Origin of the sequence: uncultured Hymenobacter sp., assembly GCF_964242765.1 — a bacterium.
Classification (GTDB): Bacteria; Bacteroidota; Bacteroidia; order Cytophagales; family Hymenobacteraceae; genus Hymenobacter.
Map to the genome: position 1 here is coordinate 1 of NZ_CAXTBM010000027.1, position 16,697 is coordinate 16,697.

The window sequence follows — 16,697 nt, forward strand, 5'->3', positions numbered from 1 at the left end:
TTGTAACGGTACACCAGCGAATCGGTCACGAGTTGCTCTTCCACGGCCTTTAGCGTGGCCAGCCAGCGCGGTTCGGCCGGGCTAAACATATGCACTAGGGGCATAAGCAAGACGGACGCATCCACCACGTCGGCGCCCCGGTACTGCACGAAGGCTTGTTTTTCCGGGTTCCAGTAGTTGTCGTACACGTCCTGGTAGATGGCATCGCGGGTGCGGCGCCACTCTTCGAGCGGAGCAGGAAACGAACGGTTTTGGGCAATGAGCACGCCACGGTCCAGTGCCACCCAGGCCATGATTTTCGAATAAATAAACTCCTGCTGCTCGGAGCGTACTTCCCAGATGCCGTGGTCGGGGCGTTGCCAATTAGCAGCTACGTAGTCCACAAACTGGCGCACATGCTGCCAGAAGCCGTAGGTGATGGGCCCGCCATCTTTGTTGTAGAGATAAATGGTATCGATTAGCTCTCCGTAAATATCGAGCTGAAACTGCTGCGCCGCCGCGTTGCCGATGCGCACCGGGGCCGATCCGCGGTAGCCTTCCAGATGGCTGAGCACTTGCTCGTCGAGCTGCGAGGAACCATCAACGGCATAGAGCAGCTGCAACTCCGAGGCATCCTGCATTGATTCGCAACGGTCCATCAGCCAGCGGATAAATCCTTTGGCCTCTTCCGTGAAGCCGAGCCGCAAGAAAGCGTACATGGTAAAGGCCGTGTCGCGGATCCAGGTGTAGCGGTAGTCCCAGTTGCGTTCGGCCCCGATTGTGGCGGGCAAGCCGAAGGTGGCGGCCGCTACCGTGGAGCCGTACTGCTGACAGGTAAGTAATTTAAGCGTGATGGCCGAGCGCAGCACAGTTTCGCGCCACCGACCTGTGTAGGTGGAGCTGTCTGCCCATTGTTGCCAAAACGTAACCGTTTCATGGAAAGCAGGTCCTATGTAGTAAGCTAAGTTGTTCGGCGTGACTTCTGCTGGCTGCGGCGGCACCTCCTCCAACACGAAAGACGCCTCGGCGCCGACGCCCAGCGTCCAGGTGCCCGTTACGTCTCCTTGCCGCAGCGTTAAGGGGTGAGTGCTGAGTAAGCGGAACTGGTGCCCATCGGGGCCCGTGCTGCGAAACAGGAGAGCCTCGTCCTGCTGCTCGGTTTCGTGCGGGGCCCGGGCATAATCGAAGCGGGGCCGCAGCACCAAGCGAAAAGCGAGTTCCCCTTTTAGCACACGCAGCGTCCGCACCAGGGCGCCGGGCTGGCCGGCGCGCTTAATGGGCATGAAGTCTGTAAGCTCGGCGATGCCGTCGGACGTGAAAAAACGGGTGAGCAACACGGCCGTATCGGGCAGGTATTGCTGCTGGTAGCGCACCACTGCTGGCACGGGGGCCAGTTGCCAGAAGCCACCCTTGTCCTTATCGAGCAGGGCCGCAAAAATAGTGGGCGAATCAAAGCGGGTGAAAGGCAAATAGTCGATGGACCCGGTGCGCGAGACCAGCGCCGTCGTGTGCAGGTTACCAATTAGGCCGTAGTCTTCAATGGGGAGATAGTTTCGCATGCGCAGCCAGGAAAAGCCAGAGGAGTAGGGTCGGGCTTTGCTAACGAAAAACCAGCGCGTTCGAACAACAAGTCAGCAATTTTCACTTCTTTTTTGCCGGCGTTCTTGCTTACTAATTAGGCGCCCAACGCCAAGCAAACCGACGGCTGGGGCGAACCGAACGAGTTGGGTTGTTCGTTGGGGTGGCGCTGCGTGCGGGAGCCGGTTGGTGGGCCGACAGAATTCGCGCGCGATTCACTTACGCCCAATCTGCGCGCGAAAGTCGTACCGCCCCTTGCTGAGCGGAACCTGGCCCGGCGGCTACAGCGGGCCAAGTACTTCCTGATATTGGAGGGTTGGTATCAACTTCCCCTAACCGGGTTCTATTAAGTGTATCGTACAGGTCGAGGATAACTTAAGTGGCTTGGTCGAGCCCGCCAGCGCTTGCCAGAGGATGGCAGGAAAAGAGCCCGCCGGGTTGGTTGGGCTGCATGGCGCGCTTGCGTGGCTGCGGGACCGGCTGGCCGCTCAGGAGCTATCAACCGTGCGGCCTGCGTATCTTGCCTTATCATCCACGCTACTTTTTCATGCATCACATCATTTATATGAGCCGGGGCGTGCACCCGATGAGCGAAGCGGAGTTGCGGGTTTTGTTGGAGCAAGCTCGCCGCGAGAACACCCGGCAGGGCATCACGGGGGCCTTGGTGTACGGGGACGGGCAGTTCATGCAGATCATCGAGGGCGAAGAAAGCGTGCTGGCCACGCTCTACGCCAAGCTGCTGCAAGATCCGCGGCATGTGCACGTAGTTAAGCTGGCCGACAAACAAATTGCGCACCGCAGTTTTCAGGACTGGTCGATGGGCTTTCAGGTGGTTTCGGCCGAGGACTTCGCGACGCTGGCTGGCTACGTGGAGCCCAGCCAAATGGATATGCAAGCGCCCGGGCTAAGTGCGGCCGACACGCTGCTACTGCAAATGATGAAAACCTTCGTGCTGACGCCGCTCAAAGAGTAAAACTCTTTCCTGAAGGCGTAGAAACGAAAACCGTTGACAACATGAGGGGCAGCTCGACTAGAATTCCGCTTTCAGGTGGATTTTCGGCGCTAAGTCCTACGCCTCGGTTTCCGGGGCGGCCAGGGCTAGGAGTTGTTCTTTTCTGTCGCCTGCGGAAGCGCCGTGAGTTGCTACAGCCGTAGTGCTTGCCCCCAGGCACCTAGCTCCTTTCTTACTGCGCTTTCCCGTTGCGCCTCTTTGCGCAGCCACTGGAAACGACCTTCAGGCAGTGCGTAGCCTAGTAGCGGGCCTATTTAGGCGGCCTCAAGTGGTTTCTCTACGAGAGGACCCTGCGATAATAGACAGCCAGTGTCTGCTACATGGCGAAGTAACTCGTTATTTAGTGTCTTCTACGTGCGTCTTATGCCTACTTCGTCGGTTCCCCTACCCCTGCGCTCACTCCCCGCAGACAATTTACTTTCGGATCTGCTAGCGGTTTCGCTTACCGGGGTCATCTATTACACGCCGATTTATGATCCGGCTGGTTCGGGGGAGATTATCGACTTCACTTTCAACTACCTCAACCCCGCCGCCCAGCGCATGATGCGCATGCCGGAGCAGCCAACGCTCACCCACAAGCAGCAGTGGCCGCACAGCCAGGTCCACGGCACCTTTGCCTTCCACGTGGACGCCTACCTCACCGGCGAGCCGCGCTATTACAACATCAACTACCAGGCCGACGGCTACGACAACTACTACCGCTTGGCGGCGCGCCGCTCGGGCGACGGGTTGCTGGTGAGCTTCACCGACACGGCCGACCAGCCTCGTACCCCGGTCGAAATTGCCCTGCGCGAGGCCCAGGCGGCCGAAAAAGCCGCTCGGGCCGAAACAGAGGCCCAGCGCCAACGCCTCTACAACATCCTAGAGCAATTTCCGGCCGTGGTAGCGAGCTACCGCGGCCCCGAGCACGTCTTTGAATTAGTTAGCCACCGCTTTCAGCAGGATTTTCCTACCCGCACCATCAAGGGCTTGCCCGTGCGGCAGGCCCTGCCCGAGTTGGAAGGCCAGCAGTACTTTGAAATTCTGGATGGCGTGTACCAAACCGGTGAGCCGTTCTATGGCACCGAGCTTGAAACGTGGGTGGACCTGACGGGCACCGGCCAACTGGAATTGCAGTACTACAACGTGTTCTTCCAGGCCACGCGCGCTGCCAACGGGCACATCGATGGCATCCTCAATTTTGCCTACGATGTAACCAGTGAGGTGCTGGCCCGTCGGCAGGTGCAGCACCTCAACCAGGAACTCGAAGCCCGAGTTCACGCGCGGACGCAGGAGGCGGAGCAGGCCCGCGCCGAGGCCGAGCAGCACCGCAACCGGCTGGAGCGCCTGTTTATGGCCGCTCCAGCCGCCATCTGCATTGCGGCCGGACCCGACTTGGTGCTGGAGTTGGTGAACCCCCGGTTCGAGGAGTTATTTGAGCGCCGGTCCTTGCTGGGCAAACCATTCTTGGAAGCCCTACCCGAACTTGATGGACACGAGGGATACCAGAAGATGCGCCGCGTATACGAGACGGGCGTCACCAACGAGGAGTTTGGCCTCTACGTACCCATTGCCCGGCTCGACGGGGTGCTAGAGAATCGCTACTTCAACTACGTGCAGCAGGCCCGCCGCGACGAGCAGGGCCGCGTTGACGGGGTGCTTGTGTTTGCTTTCGAGGTAACCGACCAGGTGCGGGCCTGGCAAAAGGTAGAGGAAAGCAGTGAGGAGTTGAAGCACTTCAAATTCATGGCCGACCAGGCCCGCGATGCCTTCATTCTGATGCAGGAGGATGGCTCTTTTGCCTACCTCAATCAGCAGGCGTTGGCGGCCTGGGGGTACACTGAAGAAGAAGCTCGCTACCTGCGCGTGCCGGACGTGGACCCGCTTCATAACCAGGAGGGGTTTGCCCAGTTGTTTGAGCAGGCTCAGCACACCACTTTTCCGCTGCTCGAAACCCGGCACCGCCGCAAAGATGGCCACGAATTTCCGGTGGAAGTTGGCTTGGCTGGTCTCCAACTCGGGGGGCAGCCCTATCTGTTGGCCGTCGCCCGCGACATCACGGCCCAGAAGCAAGCCACCGAGGCCTTACGGGAAAGTGAAGCCCGCTTCCGCATCATGGCCGACGCCGCGCCTAACCAAGTGTGGGCCGTCAACCCCGATTCCACGGTGCGCTACGTCAACCGGGCCTTCCTGACCTTTGTGGGCGTAAGCTTGGAAGACTACCTCCGCGTGGGCTGGTCGTCGTTCATGCATCCCCACGAATTGGCCGTAGCTCAGCAAACGCTGGAAGCCGCCATCCAGACCCGCAGTATGTACACGCTCGAGCACCGCATGCGCCGCCACGACGGCGAATACCGCTGGCTGCTGGCCCAGGGCGCCCCGAGCTTCTTCTCCAACGGGGAGCTGTACGGCTACGTGGGCGCGGCCATCGACATCACCGACCTCAAGCAAACCAACGAGCAGCTAGTGCGCACCAATGTGGACCTGGATAACTTTATCTACACCGCTTCCCACGACCTCAAAGCCCCTATCTCCAACATCGAGGGCTTGCTCCATACCCTGCAAGAAGAATTGCCCCGCCAAAGCCAAACCAGCGAAGTTTCCTACATCCTGGACCTAATGCAGGACTCGGTGGACCGCTTTTCGCGCACCATCGAGCACCTAACCGACGTGAGCAAGCTGCAACGAGAATACGATCAGCCCTCGGCAGTTGTGTCCTTGGCGGCCGTAATCGAAGATGTGCGGCTGGATATGGTACCGCTGCTCCACCAAACCGGCGGTTGTCTTCGGGTGAATGTGCAGGCCGGGTCTACGGTCCATTTCTCGGAAAAGAACTTGCGCAGTGTGGTGTACAATCTGCTGAGCAATGCCCTCAAATACCACCATCCGGACCGGGCGCCGGAAGTGCTAATAACAAGCCAAATGGAGAGCGAATTCTGCGTGCTGGAAGTGCAGGACAACGGCCTTGGGATGGACCTCACGCGGGAGCGGGACATTTTTGGTTTGTTCAGCCGCTACCATACCCACGTAGATGGGTCGGGTATTGGGTTGTACATGGTTAAGCGCATGGTGGAAAATGCCGGGGGCCGAATTGCCGTACAGAGTCAGGTTGGTCAGGGCTCCCGCTTTACCGTTCACTTACCCCGTTGAGTGCTATTCTCAGCTTTCTGTTCGTTGCTCTGCCCAAGCGCCACTACACATTGTTGGTTGATGACCCCATCGTTACCTACTTGAATGGCAAGCCATTAGGGAAGCGGCAGTTGCCAGCCAGGTGATGATAGCCCTAACTGGCAGCGAAGCCCTGTACGTGCTGGCCACCGGCCTCCCCTCCCCGACCCTAGTATTTCTAATATTTCTCGACGTCAGGATGTCCCAGGTAAACGGCTTTGAGTATCTGGAAGCCCATTCGCAACTGCCGTTAGCGTATCAGCGGTCCAGTCCGGTAGTCAGATACCACCGTTGCGGAATGCCAAGCAACAATTCTTGGGCGAGCTTTAGCGCAGCAATGGAGCCACGCGCATGCCAATCAGCTCGGTAGCCCGCAGAATTTTCTCGTGGGGTAGCACGGCCACGTCCATCTGAAATGTCACCCGCGAAATACCACCCAGCGCTTCGCTGTGTCGCAGAATCTTGGCTGCTACTTCCTCGGGATTGCCCACCAGCAGTGCCCCGTGGGGGCCCGCCTGCGCCTCGAAGTGCGCTCGTGTGACGGGGCTGCCGCCACGCTCGCGGGCGCGCTTGCTAAACGTCTCGGTGTAGCCGGGCACGAACTCCGCAATAGCTTCCTCGGTGGTAGGGGCCACATAGCCCAGCGAGTGCAGGCCCACCAGCAGTTGCTCGGGGGCGTGCCCGGCCCGGCGGCCGGCTTCCCGGTAAAGGTCTACCAAGGGGCGGAAGCGGTGGGTGTCGCCCCCAATGATGGCCACCATCAGCGGCAGGCCCAACGTGCCGGCCCGCACAAACGACTCGGGCGTACCGCCCACTCCCAGCCAGATAGGCAACATACGTTGCGCCGGTCGCGGGTATACGCCCTGGCCGGTGAGGGCGGGCCGGTACCGGCCCGTCCAGCGGACCTGCTCTTGGTCGCGGATTTTCAGCAGCAGTCCCAATTTTTCGCTAAACAACTGGTCGTAATCATTGAGGCTGTAGCCGAAAAGCGGAAACGCCTCGGTGGAAGAGCCGCGGCCCACCACCATTTCGGCCCGGCCCTGCGAGATAAGGTCCAGCGTGGCAAACTCCTGAAACACGCGCACCGGGTCGGCGGCCGAAAGCACCGTGACGGCGCTGGTAAGGCGAATGCGCTGGGTGCGCGCGGCGGCAGCGGCCAGAATCACGGCCGGGGCCGAATCTAGGTATTCGGCCCGGTGGTGCTCGCCGATGCCGAAGACGTCGAGGCCCACCTGGTCGGCGCGCTCAATCCGTTCGAGCAACAGGCGCATAGCCTCGGTACCGCTCAGGAGCGCGCCACCATTTTGCAGCAGGTGCGAGGCAAAACTATCGATTCCAACTTCCATAGGGCTTTTTAAAGGTGATTCGTTGAGCCCCGTTAGGTAAACGGCCAGCCCTGGGCTGTAATTTTACAAAAGGGCGCGCTAACAAGCCGTTGAAAGCACTGGAAACCGCTACGCTCGTGGGCTGCCGCTATGCTGGCTCACCAGGCGAGCGAGGAAAATGGCTAGAAAAAGCTGCCCGGCAACGGCTTCCAGGTTGGCTAGGCTACGGGCCAGCGGATGCACGGGCAGAATATCGCCGTACCCGGTGGAGGTCAGCGTGGTTAAGCTGAAGTAAACCAGCTCGCCGGATTGTAAAGGGGCGCCCGTCGATATAGTGAAAGCCCCGGGGAAAATCTGGTTGAGGCTGTCGTAGGCGCCCACGAACAGCAAGGCTACGTTTAGATACACGACTACCGCCCCTAGCAATTGGTGGCGGGTTATTCGCCGGGCTTGAAACACGCTCTGACCCACGGCCATCGTGATACTGAACGTCGCGACCGTATGCAATACCAGTCCGAGGTGAGGTTCCGGGCCGACCACCAACATCCAGAGCATCACCGCTAGGCAAAGCAAAAGCAGGACTCGCACGTAGCTCCGCGGCGGCAGCGCGAGTGCAGATACAAGCAAAAGTAAAATCTGCAAGCTATCCATCACCGCAAAGTTTAGCAGGTGGGCACTCAACAAGGGCCCCGCCACAAACAGCGTCACGATTTGCCCAACCAACAAGAGCGTCAGGGAGGGCTCCCGCACCCGGTCTTGCCAATGCCTCATCTTTTCGGTGACGGAAGTAGTTGAGTGGCCAAACATACAGTGGAAGGAGTACTTGATTGAAATAGGTTGCCCGGCCCGGTGAACAAGCAACTGAAGGATGACGCTTGACGGGAGTACACTAAACCGGAAGGGTAGTTGGCCTTCGCCGGATAGTTCGGATAAGCTTCGCAGCAGCTACTTCCGAACGGGCAGAGTCGGCTGCTGGCCGGGTTATTCACCAACTAGATTGCACTCAGTGCCACACCCAAAGCAGCCTCAGCCAGAGACAATAGGAGAAGTAAACGAAAAGCAAGATGCCGCTGAGTAGCAAACCAAATACAACTTCCTCCTGGAGGTGGTAGCGCTTCATCATGGTTTAGCTTAGGACTAGATGACCAGCTCTTAGTTGAATGGAAAGCGGCCCACCTACTCCGGTAGGTGGGCCGCTTTCCGGAGGCTGCACGCCACTATTGCACCACGAAACGGTGAGTTACCGGTTCGGCGCCATCGGCTTGCAGACTCAGCAGATAGGTACCCGCCCGGAGGCCAGTCGTGGGCACTTCAATGGCATTGCCCTTAAACTCTTGGGTTGCCAGGGTTTGGCCCAGCGTGTTGCGTAAAGTATAAGTCGCAGTAGTTGCGGCTTTCGTCAGCTTCACTTGCAGCGCCCCCGCCGTGGACGTGGGATTGGGATATACCGAGAAAGTCTGCGCTGCGGCTGCGGCCTTCGTGCCCGCTACAACGGCTCTTCACCCGAAGTGGGTTGCTCGTACTGGTATTTTCCATAGTTCATGCATAAGGTTACCCTGATTCCGGCTCCCACCTACTAACCCTCCTAGCCCCTCTCCTACCCTACCCGTGCGCAGAGCTGCCGTTTGCTTGCTTACCTTTAAAACTACATGTAGCACCAGGCGCTGGAAGCTATTCATCAGACAATCAGATTACTCCCGCTATCAGGAAGCCGTGCGCTGACTCCAGCCGCGCCAGTAGCTGAACAGCGCCCCAACCGCCAGAGCGGCCAGCAGCCACGGTGCCAGGTGCGCCACGCGCTCCACGAACGTAGAGAAGGGGGTCGTACTCAGTAAAGTGCGCTCGATAATCCAGGCTACCGCCGCCGCTACGGCGCAGAGTGCCCCGCCCACGCGCACCGCCGGGTAGGCCGGGGTACCACTCAGCAGCATCAACCAAGGAACAGTCAGGGCGATGACCAGTAGTTGCATAAGTTCGATGCCGAGGTTGAAGCCGAAGATGCTCAAGGCCATCGGCCCCACATCTAGGTGCAGGTCAACCAGAGTGCCGGCAAAAGCCAGGCCGTGCACCAAGCCAAACCCCGCGGCCACCCACGCTTCCCGCCCCGGAAACAGCGGCCGCACTGCATGCCCCGCCGACACCAGAATGGACACGGCAATCAGCACTTCCACCGGCTGGCTGGGCAAGCGAATCCAACCCAGCGCCCCGAGCAGCAGCGTGAGCGAGTGGCCCAGGGTAAAGGCCGTAACGATCAGCAGCAGGCGCCGCACGCTATAGCGCACCCCCCCAAACCTGCCCCACCGCCCAAAGCGCACCAACAGCGGCGCCGGTAGCAGCATCACCAGCAGAAACAGCAAGTGGTCAGTGCCTTCGGCAATGTGGCGAATGCCGAGCTGCACCATGGCCCCAAACCCCGTCCAGGCGCTGCCCGCGGCCAGGTTGATAGGCAGAGGTACAATCCGGTTATTAACAATATCGAGTTCGATGACTCCTACCTGCGTTGGGGGCACATCGGCCACCTGCCCCCGCGCCCAATCCTGGTGCACCGAAACCAGGATTTTGTGCGTCACTACCTGGTGCAGGACGGCGTCGTAGCCCAATACAAACCGCCGCACATCTTCCCCAGGTGGCGGCAGCAGGCGAACCTGCGCGGTCAGCTCGCGGTAGGTACCATTAAGCGGATTTTGGGTTTCGTGCACCGCTAGCTCTCCCACCAATACCTGCCACAACTCTCCGGCCGGGCTGGCCGGGCGAATATGCTCGTTAAGGTAAGCGCGCATGGCGGGGCCGTGCCGAGCCAGCAGGTAGGTTGACGAATCGTTGACGGCATGCCCCCAGGCGGCCTGTAGTTCCGAAAGTGGAATCTGCACCTCAGCGTCGATGCGGTCGGCGTGCACGGTGAGTTGCACCACCGAATTGGGCATGGGGTGGGCTATGGCCTTGGGAAGGAAGCTCAGTCCAACCGTTAAAAACAAGAGCCATTTGGTTACATGGCCAAGGCGGGTAGCGTGCGAAACCATCAAGATAAAATAGATTAAGTAGTTGCCCCCGGTATTTACTTGCCCGCGTTACACTTCCGGTTCGGGCCGGTAATTCACTTGGCAGGTAGTAATAGGCCTTGGTCGCGGGCCCTGCTCACCTTAGCCTTCCGTTCTTGCCAGCATCCGCGCGGCTCGCAGGCGGCGCGGCCAATACTGGCACACGTACTGCCACAAGGCCAGAGCCCGGGAGGCCTCGCGCGGCGGAGAACCCTCGCGGAATTGGCTCCGCATGTGGTGGGTAAGGATTTGGGCTTGTTGCGCCGCCAGCCCCTTTGCTTGTAGACGCGCTTGCACCTGCTTGTCCGACAGCCCCCGCCGCATAAGCCGCCCCACGTAATCGTAGCGCGCTTGCTGGTTTTCTTCGCGTAGTTCCATTCAACAGAGGATCAAGGTCTAAGAGTAAGAAATCCTGATACGCAGCGGTCAGTTGACAAGCCGGAGCCAGTGCAGCCACTCGAATCATTGCCTTGCCAGATCAGTGACAATAAGACATTGATGATCTACAGATCAACAAATTTATCGGCCGCCCAAACGGACATCTATGGGTAGGGCCAAACACTTGTGGCTGTTAAAACCGTTACTCCCGTCGAAGCAAGGGTGCTGCCAGTTCCGCCTGGGAAGGCCCGGACACCATCGAAGCTGGCGCCAGTCGTTATAAGCGGTACAAGAGAAAGAGTCTTAAATCCTTGCTTACCCTCCCACTGGCGTCTAGTATTTTCTATTTTTCTCTCTATTAATAATCAACTTACTGATTATCAATCAATTAATAAAGAGGGGTTTCTCCGATTAAAAGGACAGCGACCAGAGAGAAGAAGGTCAGGCTTGGAAGGTAGACGCGAAGGGCCGTACAAGGCGAGTCGATAAGGTGCGTGGGCTGACCCTTTTCCCAAGCGGACTTCATTTTTAACCAAGCGCGCTGATGATCAGGCGCCCATCTTCGCCTGCATTAGCTTGGCCCGAAAAGCGGCGACCAAGGGATATATCTCCTGTTGGCGCGTACGGCTACGCGGAAGTACCAACTACGGCAATTGGTTTTGTTGCCGCAATTGCTTAGCAGGCACTAGCATAAAAGTCAAAGAGCCAGCCTCGTAGCTGGTCTCCGGCAGAAGGATTGTCCGCTTTGGTGGCACCTAAAATTAGTAACGCACGGAAACCCCATCAGTTGCGGGCGCTGCGTGCAGCGCCCGCTACAAGCAGTTGTGAACGGCATTGTAGCCGGACTGTTGCACGACACCGTTCAAGCTTGTCGCGCCCGAGGTCCTGCTGGCGCCGCGCTTGGGAAATGGATTACTATAGGGCAAGCTGATGCGGGAGAGGTGAATCGCTGGCCAGCGGTTCACCGGCCTGAAGGCAGACAACCGCGGCTTCATCGAGTTCAGTGAGGAGCGCGCCTGACGCTTTAGTGCGCCCTTAGGTTTTTATAGCTGATTGAAAGCTAGTTATTCTCTGGCTTTCTACTTTTCCTCTTTTTCACTACCAATGTAGGGCGCTGATGTGCAAAGTAGGAGTAATATGATTGCCTAATTCAGGGAACGAGGTATTTTTTTAATAAAATTTTGGCTATCCAAATTGCTTTTCCAGCTTGATACGTGGGAAAGTGCTAGGTAATAGTCGAATGCCAACAAATTAGTGACTAGTAGCTGGCGCAAAGTTTGCTAGCCCGCCTCGTAGCCTCTTTTACTTTCTTGCTCTTCACTCGCCTATGCCTAATCTGCTGCTATTGCTCGTCTCGCAAGGAACGAGCAATATTTCACTGAACTCACCAGAACCTGCCCTTGATCCAAGATACCGAAAAGCTTTGTGCCCCTGCGAATAGTAGCTAAATGAGCGCTAGGAAAGCAACCCTTACCAGCTTTAGTGCCCCCACTGCTCACGGGCAAAAATTTGATTGAGTTTACAATCAGTACCGGAAACAGGGCGAGTGCTCAAGCGGGTAGTTGAGTGGCAAGCAATAAGCTTGGTAATTAGCAAGGAGGCTTTGCTAGACTAAGAATAGTAACCCCAGGCAAATAGATATATTTGCCTATTAAATAGAATTCAACCAATTTTGTGAACATGAAGCACTTTCTCGTTCTTGTTGCAGCCTCAGCTATGCTGCTAACCACTAGCTGCTCAAAAGACGACGCTACGCCTGCTGCCGCGAGTTCCGCCGCGCGGGTTAGCAGTAGCCCGGTGCAAACCAGCGCGTACGCGAAAACCAACTACGGCATCTACGACCCTACCACACTCGAGCCCAACGGGCGGGTGCTCTTTCACTTCAAGTACAGTGGGGCCACGGCCACGGTGCGGGCTGCATATCGGCGCTACCTAACGGCCGCCACCTTCGACGCATTGGGCGGCTTCGACCGCCCGAACATGCAACCCAACCAAGACGAGGTTACTGGGGTTGACAATCAGGCGCTAAATCCGATTACCGGCACGTCCGATCTGCGGATTCGCCTCCACCGGGACAACGTGTTTCTAGGAGAGTGGAACCTGCAGACCGGCAAGAAGATCGATAATCCGTTGCCCAACTAAATCCATCACCCAAGAGACAGACAAACCTAGCTCCGCTAGCTCTTGCTACCGGAAGCGCCAAGGGCGAGTAGACCTACTATTAGTAACCTCATAAGTTGGTTAACCTTGAAAGAAACGGCCACCCTTAGGTAAGGGTGGCCGTTTTTAATTACCGAAGTTTACGGCTTGGTTGCCGCCGTACCAGGGGGTCACCAGCGGGTGTGGCAAGTCAACTCCGGATCAGTACTTCCCCGCCACGGTTCGCAGGTGCTGGCTGCCACGCTAGTCGCTGGCAAATCAGAGGTTACTGCTTGCATCCCATACCGTGATACCAAGTTGATTGGGAACTGTGCCGGCAGGGCTCTACTGCGGAGTGCGATTTATACTCTCTGCTTAAACCAGCGGCTTCCGCTTGTGCAGCAACCATTGCTTGAGCCACAAGAACGGCACACCCAGCGCCACAATAAAGCCCCAGTCGGCTAGAAACCGCTCCATGCCTTCCCACGCCAAATCCGGGCGGCCCACTGCCAGTCCGGCCCCAATCAAGGCCGCAGCCGGAATGAATGCCATGGCAATCAGGGGGCCCGCCTGGAAGCTGCGCCGGAAAGCAGCCAGCATCACCACGCCAGCCAGAGCTCCGGCCCCGGCCACAAGCAGTTCCATCCACTTTGGGTGTTGCAAGTGCGCCACTTCCGCATTGGAGGCCAAGGCCTGGGCACTGCTTTCACCCACGGCCACCAATAGGCCCATTGTTAAGCCGGCAGCGGCTACCAGCACCGCGTACCCAGCCAACGCCGAGGTCAGCCCCCGGCCTACCAGACGCCAGCGGTGCAGCACCAAACCCAGCGGCACCTTGGTCATCGGGTCGAAGCCAGGGGCAATTATAGCCGATGCCACGAAAGCAATGGCCTGCGGCACGGGCTCCGACACCAGTCCCACGGCCGCAATAACTCCTCCCAAAGCCATCAACACCAAATAGTTGGGCGTAATGCGCCCTTGGTGACGCAATCCGCTTTCCATTTCTTCCCAAATAGCCTCATCCCGGTCGTTATCAACGGCTTTCGAGGAAGCCGGCGAAATAAAGCTGGCGGCTTCGCTAGTCACCACGCTCAGCGCCTGCTTGTCGGCTACGGCTGCGTCCACCCGACGCAGCACTTCATCGGCCCCCCGGTTGAGCACGTGCACGATCAGCACATCGCCGGCGGGCTTGCGCGCGGCCCCGCGCTGCACACTCAGCCCAATTACGGCGTCCAACTCCACCAGCTCCTGGCATAGGGCCTCGGTAGTAGTAGCAGGGACAGTGAGTTCTAGCGTTCTGTGCATGCGGGCAGGAAAGAAATGGAAACGCAACCGTACTTTACGGCGCACTGCGTGCATACGCACGGCCTCTGCTCATGTTGGCTCAACACGAACCGACCAGTGGTTTCTACCCGTGCTTTCCGCGAAAAAAGCAAAAGCCGTTCGGCAATACTATCGAACTTCAAACCAAGTAGTTAGTGCTTGGCAGTTGGACGATTTAGCTCACCTTATGAGATGTTGAAAAAGTCGTTATAAGAGTCTTTTCCTTGCCTTTTGGCAGACAATCACTTTCCCAAGAACGCCCCCTTTGCGCCGGTCGGCTAGCCGCGCTAGCGCAAACACAGCAGACGCATAGCTAGCCCCAACGAAGCATAATTCTCCGATTGGTACATGCCCTTGGGTAAGCCGCCACGTTGTCGCCTTTTAAGAACTGATGATTTCCCACTGCTCCAGCATATCAGGAAGTCAGCAACTTTATAGAAGGCATAAGAGACGACCAAAGAACCTTGTCGCCGCTGCCGATACTTGCTGCCGCTCTCTTGCGGTGTTTCACTTGAACTTGGACGCCAATGTGCAGGATGTAGCCTATCTCTACGCCGCGTATGCCCACGACCGAAAAAACGGAACCTCCGAAGCAACTACTTTTAGCGATGCGTTGAAGCAGCATCACCTCATCGACCAGATGAGAGTGCTCGTGCGAAAGGGAGCGGATAAGAATGGAAGTCTTACCTTTGATTTTTACAACTGCTCGCTATGAAATCTGTGCCGCTTGAAGAATTTTATACCAAGTTCCCTACTATAGCTAGCGCAGCGTCCGGCGCGTTGCTGCCGTCGGGCATGCCGCGCGAAGTCGGACACTTCAACGTCTTCAACGTGGAGGACTTAATGCGCAGCTACCCCGATAGGCCGCCCATGGCCTTTCACCGACAGGAGTTCTACAAGTTGAGTTTAATTCGTGGGCGCAGCCGGGTGGAATACGCCAACCAAGCCGTTGAAATCCAACAAAGAGCCCTGTGGTTTGCTACGTCCCGGGTTCCTTACCGGTGGCTGCCGCAAGACTTGGAGCAGGCTGGTTACTTTTGCATCTTCACCGAGGAGTTTATGCTGCCCTCCCGCGGTGGGGTAATACTCGAGGAACTGCCGGTTTTTCAGCCAGGTGGTTGCCCAGTGTTGGAGATAACCAGCACCGAATATGGGGCTGTCGAGGCCATTTTCCAGAAAATGGCCCAAGAAATTACGTCGGGCTATGCCTACAAGTACGACCTGCTGCGCGCCTACCTGCACGAGTTGATTCACTTCGGCCAGAAACTTCAGCCCGTTCCGGCGCTGCCCCCCGCTCACAACGCCTCGGCCCGCGTAACGGCTTTGTTTGGCGAACTGCTGGAACGGCAATTTCCCCTTGCCACTCCGCAACAGCAGTTGCGCCTGCGTACGGCCAAGGACTACGCCGACCAGTTGGCCGTGCACGTCAATCACCTCAATCGGGTGCTCAAGGAAACCACCGGCCACACAACCAGTACCTTGATTGGCGGTCGGGTAGCGCAGGAAGCCAAGATGTTGCTCAAGCAAACCAACTGGACCGTTTCGGAAATTGCTGATAGTCTGGGCTTTGCTGATGTGGCCCATTTTTGCAATTTCTTTAAACGTCAGACTGCCCTAACCCCAGGGGACTTCCGAGGCTAGATGAATTGTTTGAATTATGCAGTAGATGGTTTGACCCGCGCAAACGCAGCACCATATGCTTGCCGGACCTTTGGAGAGTTAGTAACCATAACCTTTAAAGGATTACCACATGCGTGTTTTCATCACCGGCGCAACGGGCTTCATCGGCTCAGCCATCGTTCAGGAATTACTCGGCGCCGGCCATCAGGTGCTCGGCCTCGCTCGCTCTGAAGCGGCTGCTCAGGCACTAACCGCCGCGGGTGCCGAGGTTCACCGTGGAACCCTCGACGACTTAGACAGTCTGCGGCGCGGCGCAATGGCCTCGGATGGCGTTATCCATACGGCCTTCGTGCACGACTTCTCTGCCTACGTAGCCGCCGGCCAAACCGACCAGCTCGCCATCGAGGCGCTCGGCAGTGCGCTGGCGGGTTCGGACCGCCCATTTCTGGTCACGGCCGGACTAGCGGGCTTTACTCTGGGCCGCCCCGCAACCGAAGAAGACAACCCGGCTGCCTCGCCCCGCCTATCGGAAAATGCGGCGCTAGCACTAGTGGCGCAGGGAGTACGGGCGTCGGTGATTCGCTTGGCGCCCTCCGTACACGACCGCGGCGACCACGGCTTCGTGCCCGCCCTCATCGACATTGCCCGCCAGACGGGCGTGGCAGCGTACGTGGGCGAGGGACTCAACCGGTGGCCCGCTGTGCACCGGCTTGATGCCGCCCATCTTTACCGGCTGGCGCTGGAGCACGGTACCACTGGCGCCCGGTATCATGGTGCTGCCGACGAGGGCATTCCGATGCGTGACATCGCAGCCGTCATCGGCCGTCATTTAAACCTGCCCATCGTGTCTAAGTCACCCGAGGAAGCCGCCGACCATTTTGGCTGGATGGCCCGTTTTGTGGGAATGGACGCGCCGGCGTCTAGTGCCCTCACGCAACAGCAACTAGGCTGGCACCCCAGCCAACCGGCGCTCCTACCCGACCTCGAACAGGGGCACTATTTCGCAAGCTGAAGGGGGTACAGCACCTTATCCCCTCAGCTTTTAGCATTTACCGCATTTTCTCGTTCCGGCCTCTAATCAGGCGTTAGCACGTTATACAGCATTATTTTTCACCCCAAAACGAAGTCCTAGCAGCGGATTTAGCGGTTGTCGTTGTC

Annotated in this window: 11 protein-coding genes and 1 pseudogene; 5 read left to right on the forward strand and 7 right to left on the reverse strand. The window is 58.1% G+C overall.

The annotated features are described in order from the left end of the window. The coding region (locus tag ACFE7X_RS12865) for a glycoside hydrolase family 15 protein (protein ID WP_375436076.1) at positions 1-1,538 on the reverse strand (1,538 nt) is incomplete at its 3' end. 566 nt (positions 1,539-2,104) lie between these two features. Between ACFE7X_RS12865 and ACFE7X_RS12870 the strand changes: the two genes are divergently transcribed. Then, on the forward strand, positions 2,105-2,530 hold the full coding sequence (locus ACFE7X_RS12870) for a BLUF domain-containing protein (protein WP_375436077.1): 426 nt from the start codon (positions 2,105-2,107) through the stop codon (positions 2,528-2,530). A gap of 402 nt (positions 2,531-2,932) precedes the next feature. Continuing rightward, entirely contained in the window at positions 2,933-5,698 is a 2,766-nt protein-coding gene (locus tag ACFE7X_RS12875) for a PAS domain S-box protein (RefSeq protein WP_375436078.1), read from the forward strand. A gap of 344 nt (positions 5,699-6,042) precedes the next feature. Here the strand turns inward: ACFE7X_RS12875 and ACFE7X_RS12880 are convergent, their stop codons facing one another. From ACFE7X_RS12880 to ACFE7X_RS12900, 5 genes and pseudogenes are all read right to left on the reverse strand, one after another. Beyond that, complete coding sequence (locus ACFE7X_RS12880) at positions 6,043-7,062, reverse strand: Atu2307/SP_0267 family LLM class monooxygenase (protein ID WP_375436079.1); 1,020 nt, start codon at positions 7,060-7,062, stop codon at positions 6,043-6,045. A gap of 108 nt (positions 7,063-7,170) precedes the next feature. Continuing rightward, positions 7,171-7,848, reverse strand: coding sequence for a potassium channel family protein (locus tag ACFE7X_RS12885; RefSeq protein WP_375436080.1), 678 nt, complete (start codon positions 7,846-7,848; stop codon positions 7,171-7,173). Between the two features lie 410 nt (positions 7,849-8,258). After that, a pseudogene (locus ACFE7X_RS12890) lies at positions 8,259-8,477 on the reverse strand (T9SS type A sorting domain-containing protein); the annotation flags it as partial. 267 nt (positions 8,478-8,744) lie between these two features. After that, positions 8,745-10,061: a HupE/UreJ family protein gene (locus ACFE7X_RS12895; protein WP_375436121.1), complete on the reverse strand. Its 1,317-nt coding sequence runs from the start codon at positions 10,059-10,061 to the stop codon at positions 8,745-8,747. A gap of 120 nt (positions 10,062-10,181) precedes the next feature. After that, a complete protein-coding gene (locus ACFE7X_RS12900) occupies positions 10,182-10,457 on the reverse strand; it encodes a hypothetical protein (RefSeq protein ID WP_375436081.1) in 276 nt (91 codons plus the stop codon). Between the two features lie 1,680 nt (positions 10,458-12,137). Here ACFE7X_RS12900 and ACFE7X_RS12905 point away from each other — a divergent pair. Further along, positions 12,138-12,599, forward strand: coding sequence for a hypothetical protein (locus tag ACFE7X_RS12905; protein WP_375436082.1), 462 nt, complete (start codon positions 12,138-12,140; stop codon positions 12,597-12,599). Positions 12,600-12,971: 372 nt separating this feature from the next. On the opposite strand, the gene ACFE7X_RS12910 is transcribed toward ACFE7X_RS12905, so the two are convergent. Further along, entirely contained in the window at positions 12,972-13,901 is a 930-nt protein-coding gene (locus ACFE7X_RS12910) for a DUF389 domain-containing protein (protein ID WP_375436083.1), read from the reverse strand. A gap of 729 nt (positions 13,902-14,630) precedes the next feature. On the opposite strand from ACFE7X_RS12910, the gene ACFE7X_RS12915 reads away from it, so the two are divergent. Together ACFE7X_RS12915 and ACFE7X_RS12920 are read left to right on the forward strand one after the other, a co-directional pair. After that, positions 14,631-15,560, forward strand: a complete 930-nt coding sequence (locus ACFE7X_RS12915) for a helix-turn-helix domain-containing protein (protein ID WP_375436084.1) — start codon at positions 14,631-14,633, stop codon at positions 15,558-15,560. Positions 15,561-15,669: 109 nt separating this feature from the next. After that, a complete protein-coding gene (locus tag ACFE7X_RS12920) occupies positions 15,670-16,551 on the forward strand; it encodes an SDR family oxidoreductase (RefSeq protein ID WP_375436085.1) in 882 nt (293 codons plus the stop codon). Positions 16,552-16,697: the final 146 nt, after the last annotated feature.

Coding starts and splice junctions, on each gene's coding strand:
- ACFE7X_RS12885 (WP_375436080.1), bottom strand. CDS start 7,848: ATGTTTGGCCACTCAACTACTTCCGTCACCGAAAAGATGAGGCATTGG.
- ACFE7X_RS12900 (WP_375436081.1), bottom strand. CDS start 10,457: ATGGAACTACGCGAAGAAAACCAGCAAGCGCGCTACGATTACGTGGGG.
- ACFE7X_RS12920 (WP_375436085.1), top strand. CDS start 15,670: ATGCGTGTTTTCATCACCGGCGCAACGGGCTTCATCGGCTCAGCCATC.
- ACFE7X_RS12905 (WP_375436082.1), top strand. CDS start 12,138: ATGAAGCACTTTCTCGTTCTTGTTGCAGCCTCAGCTATGCTGCTAACC.
- ACFE7X_RS12895 (WP_375436121.1), bottom strand. CDS start 10,061: ATGGTTTCGCACGCTACCCGCCTTGGCCATGTAACCAAATGGCTCTTG.
- ACFE7X_RS12915 (WP_375436084.1), top strand. CDS start 14,631: ATGAAATCTGTGCCGCTTGAAGAATTTTATACCAAGTTCCCTACTATA.
- ACFE7X_RS12870 (WP_375436077.1), top strand. CDS start 2,105: ATGCATCACATCATTTATATGAGCCGGGGCGTGCACCCGATGAGCGAA.
- ACFE7X_RS12910 (WP_375436083.1), bottom strand. CDS start 13,901: ATGCACAGAACGCTAGAACTCACTGTCCCTGCTACTACTACCGAGGCC.
- ACFE7X_RS12875 (WP_375436078.1), top strand. CDS start 2,933: ATGCCTACTTCGTCGGTTCCCCTACCCCTGCGCTCACTCCCCGCAGAC.
- ACFE7X_RS12880 (WP_375436079.1), bottom strand. CDS start 7,062: ATGGAAGTTGGAATCGATAGTTTTGCCTCGCACCTGCTGCAAAATGGT.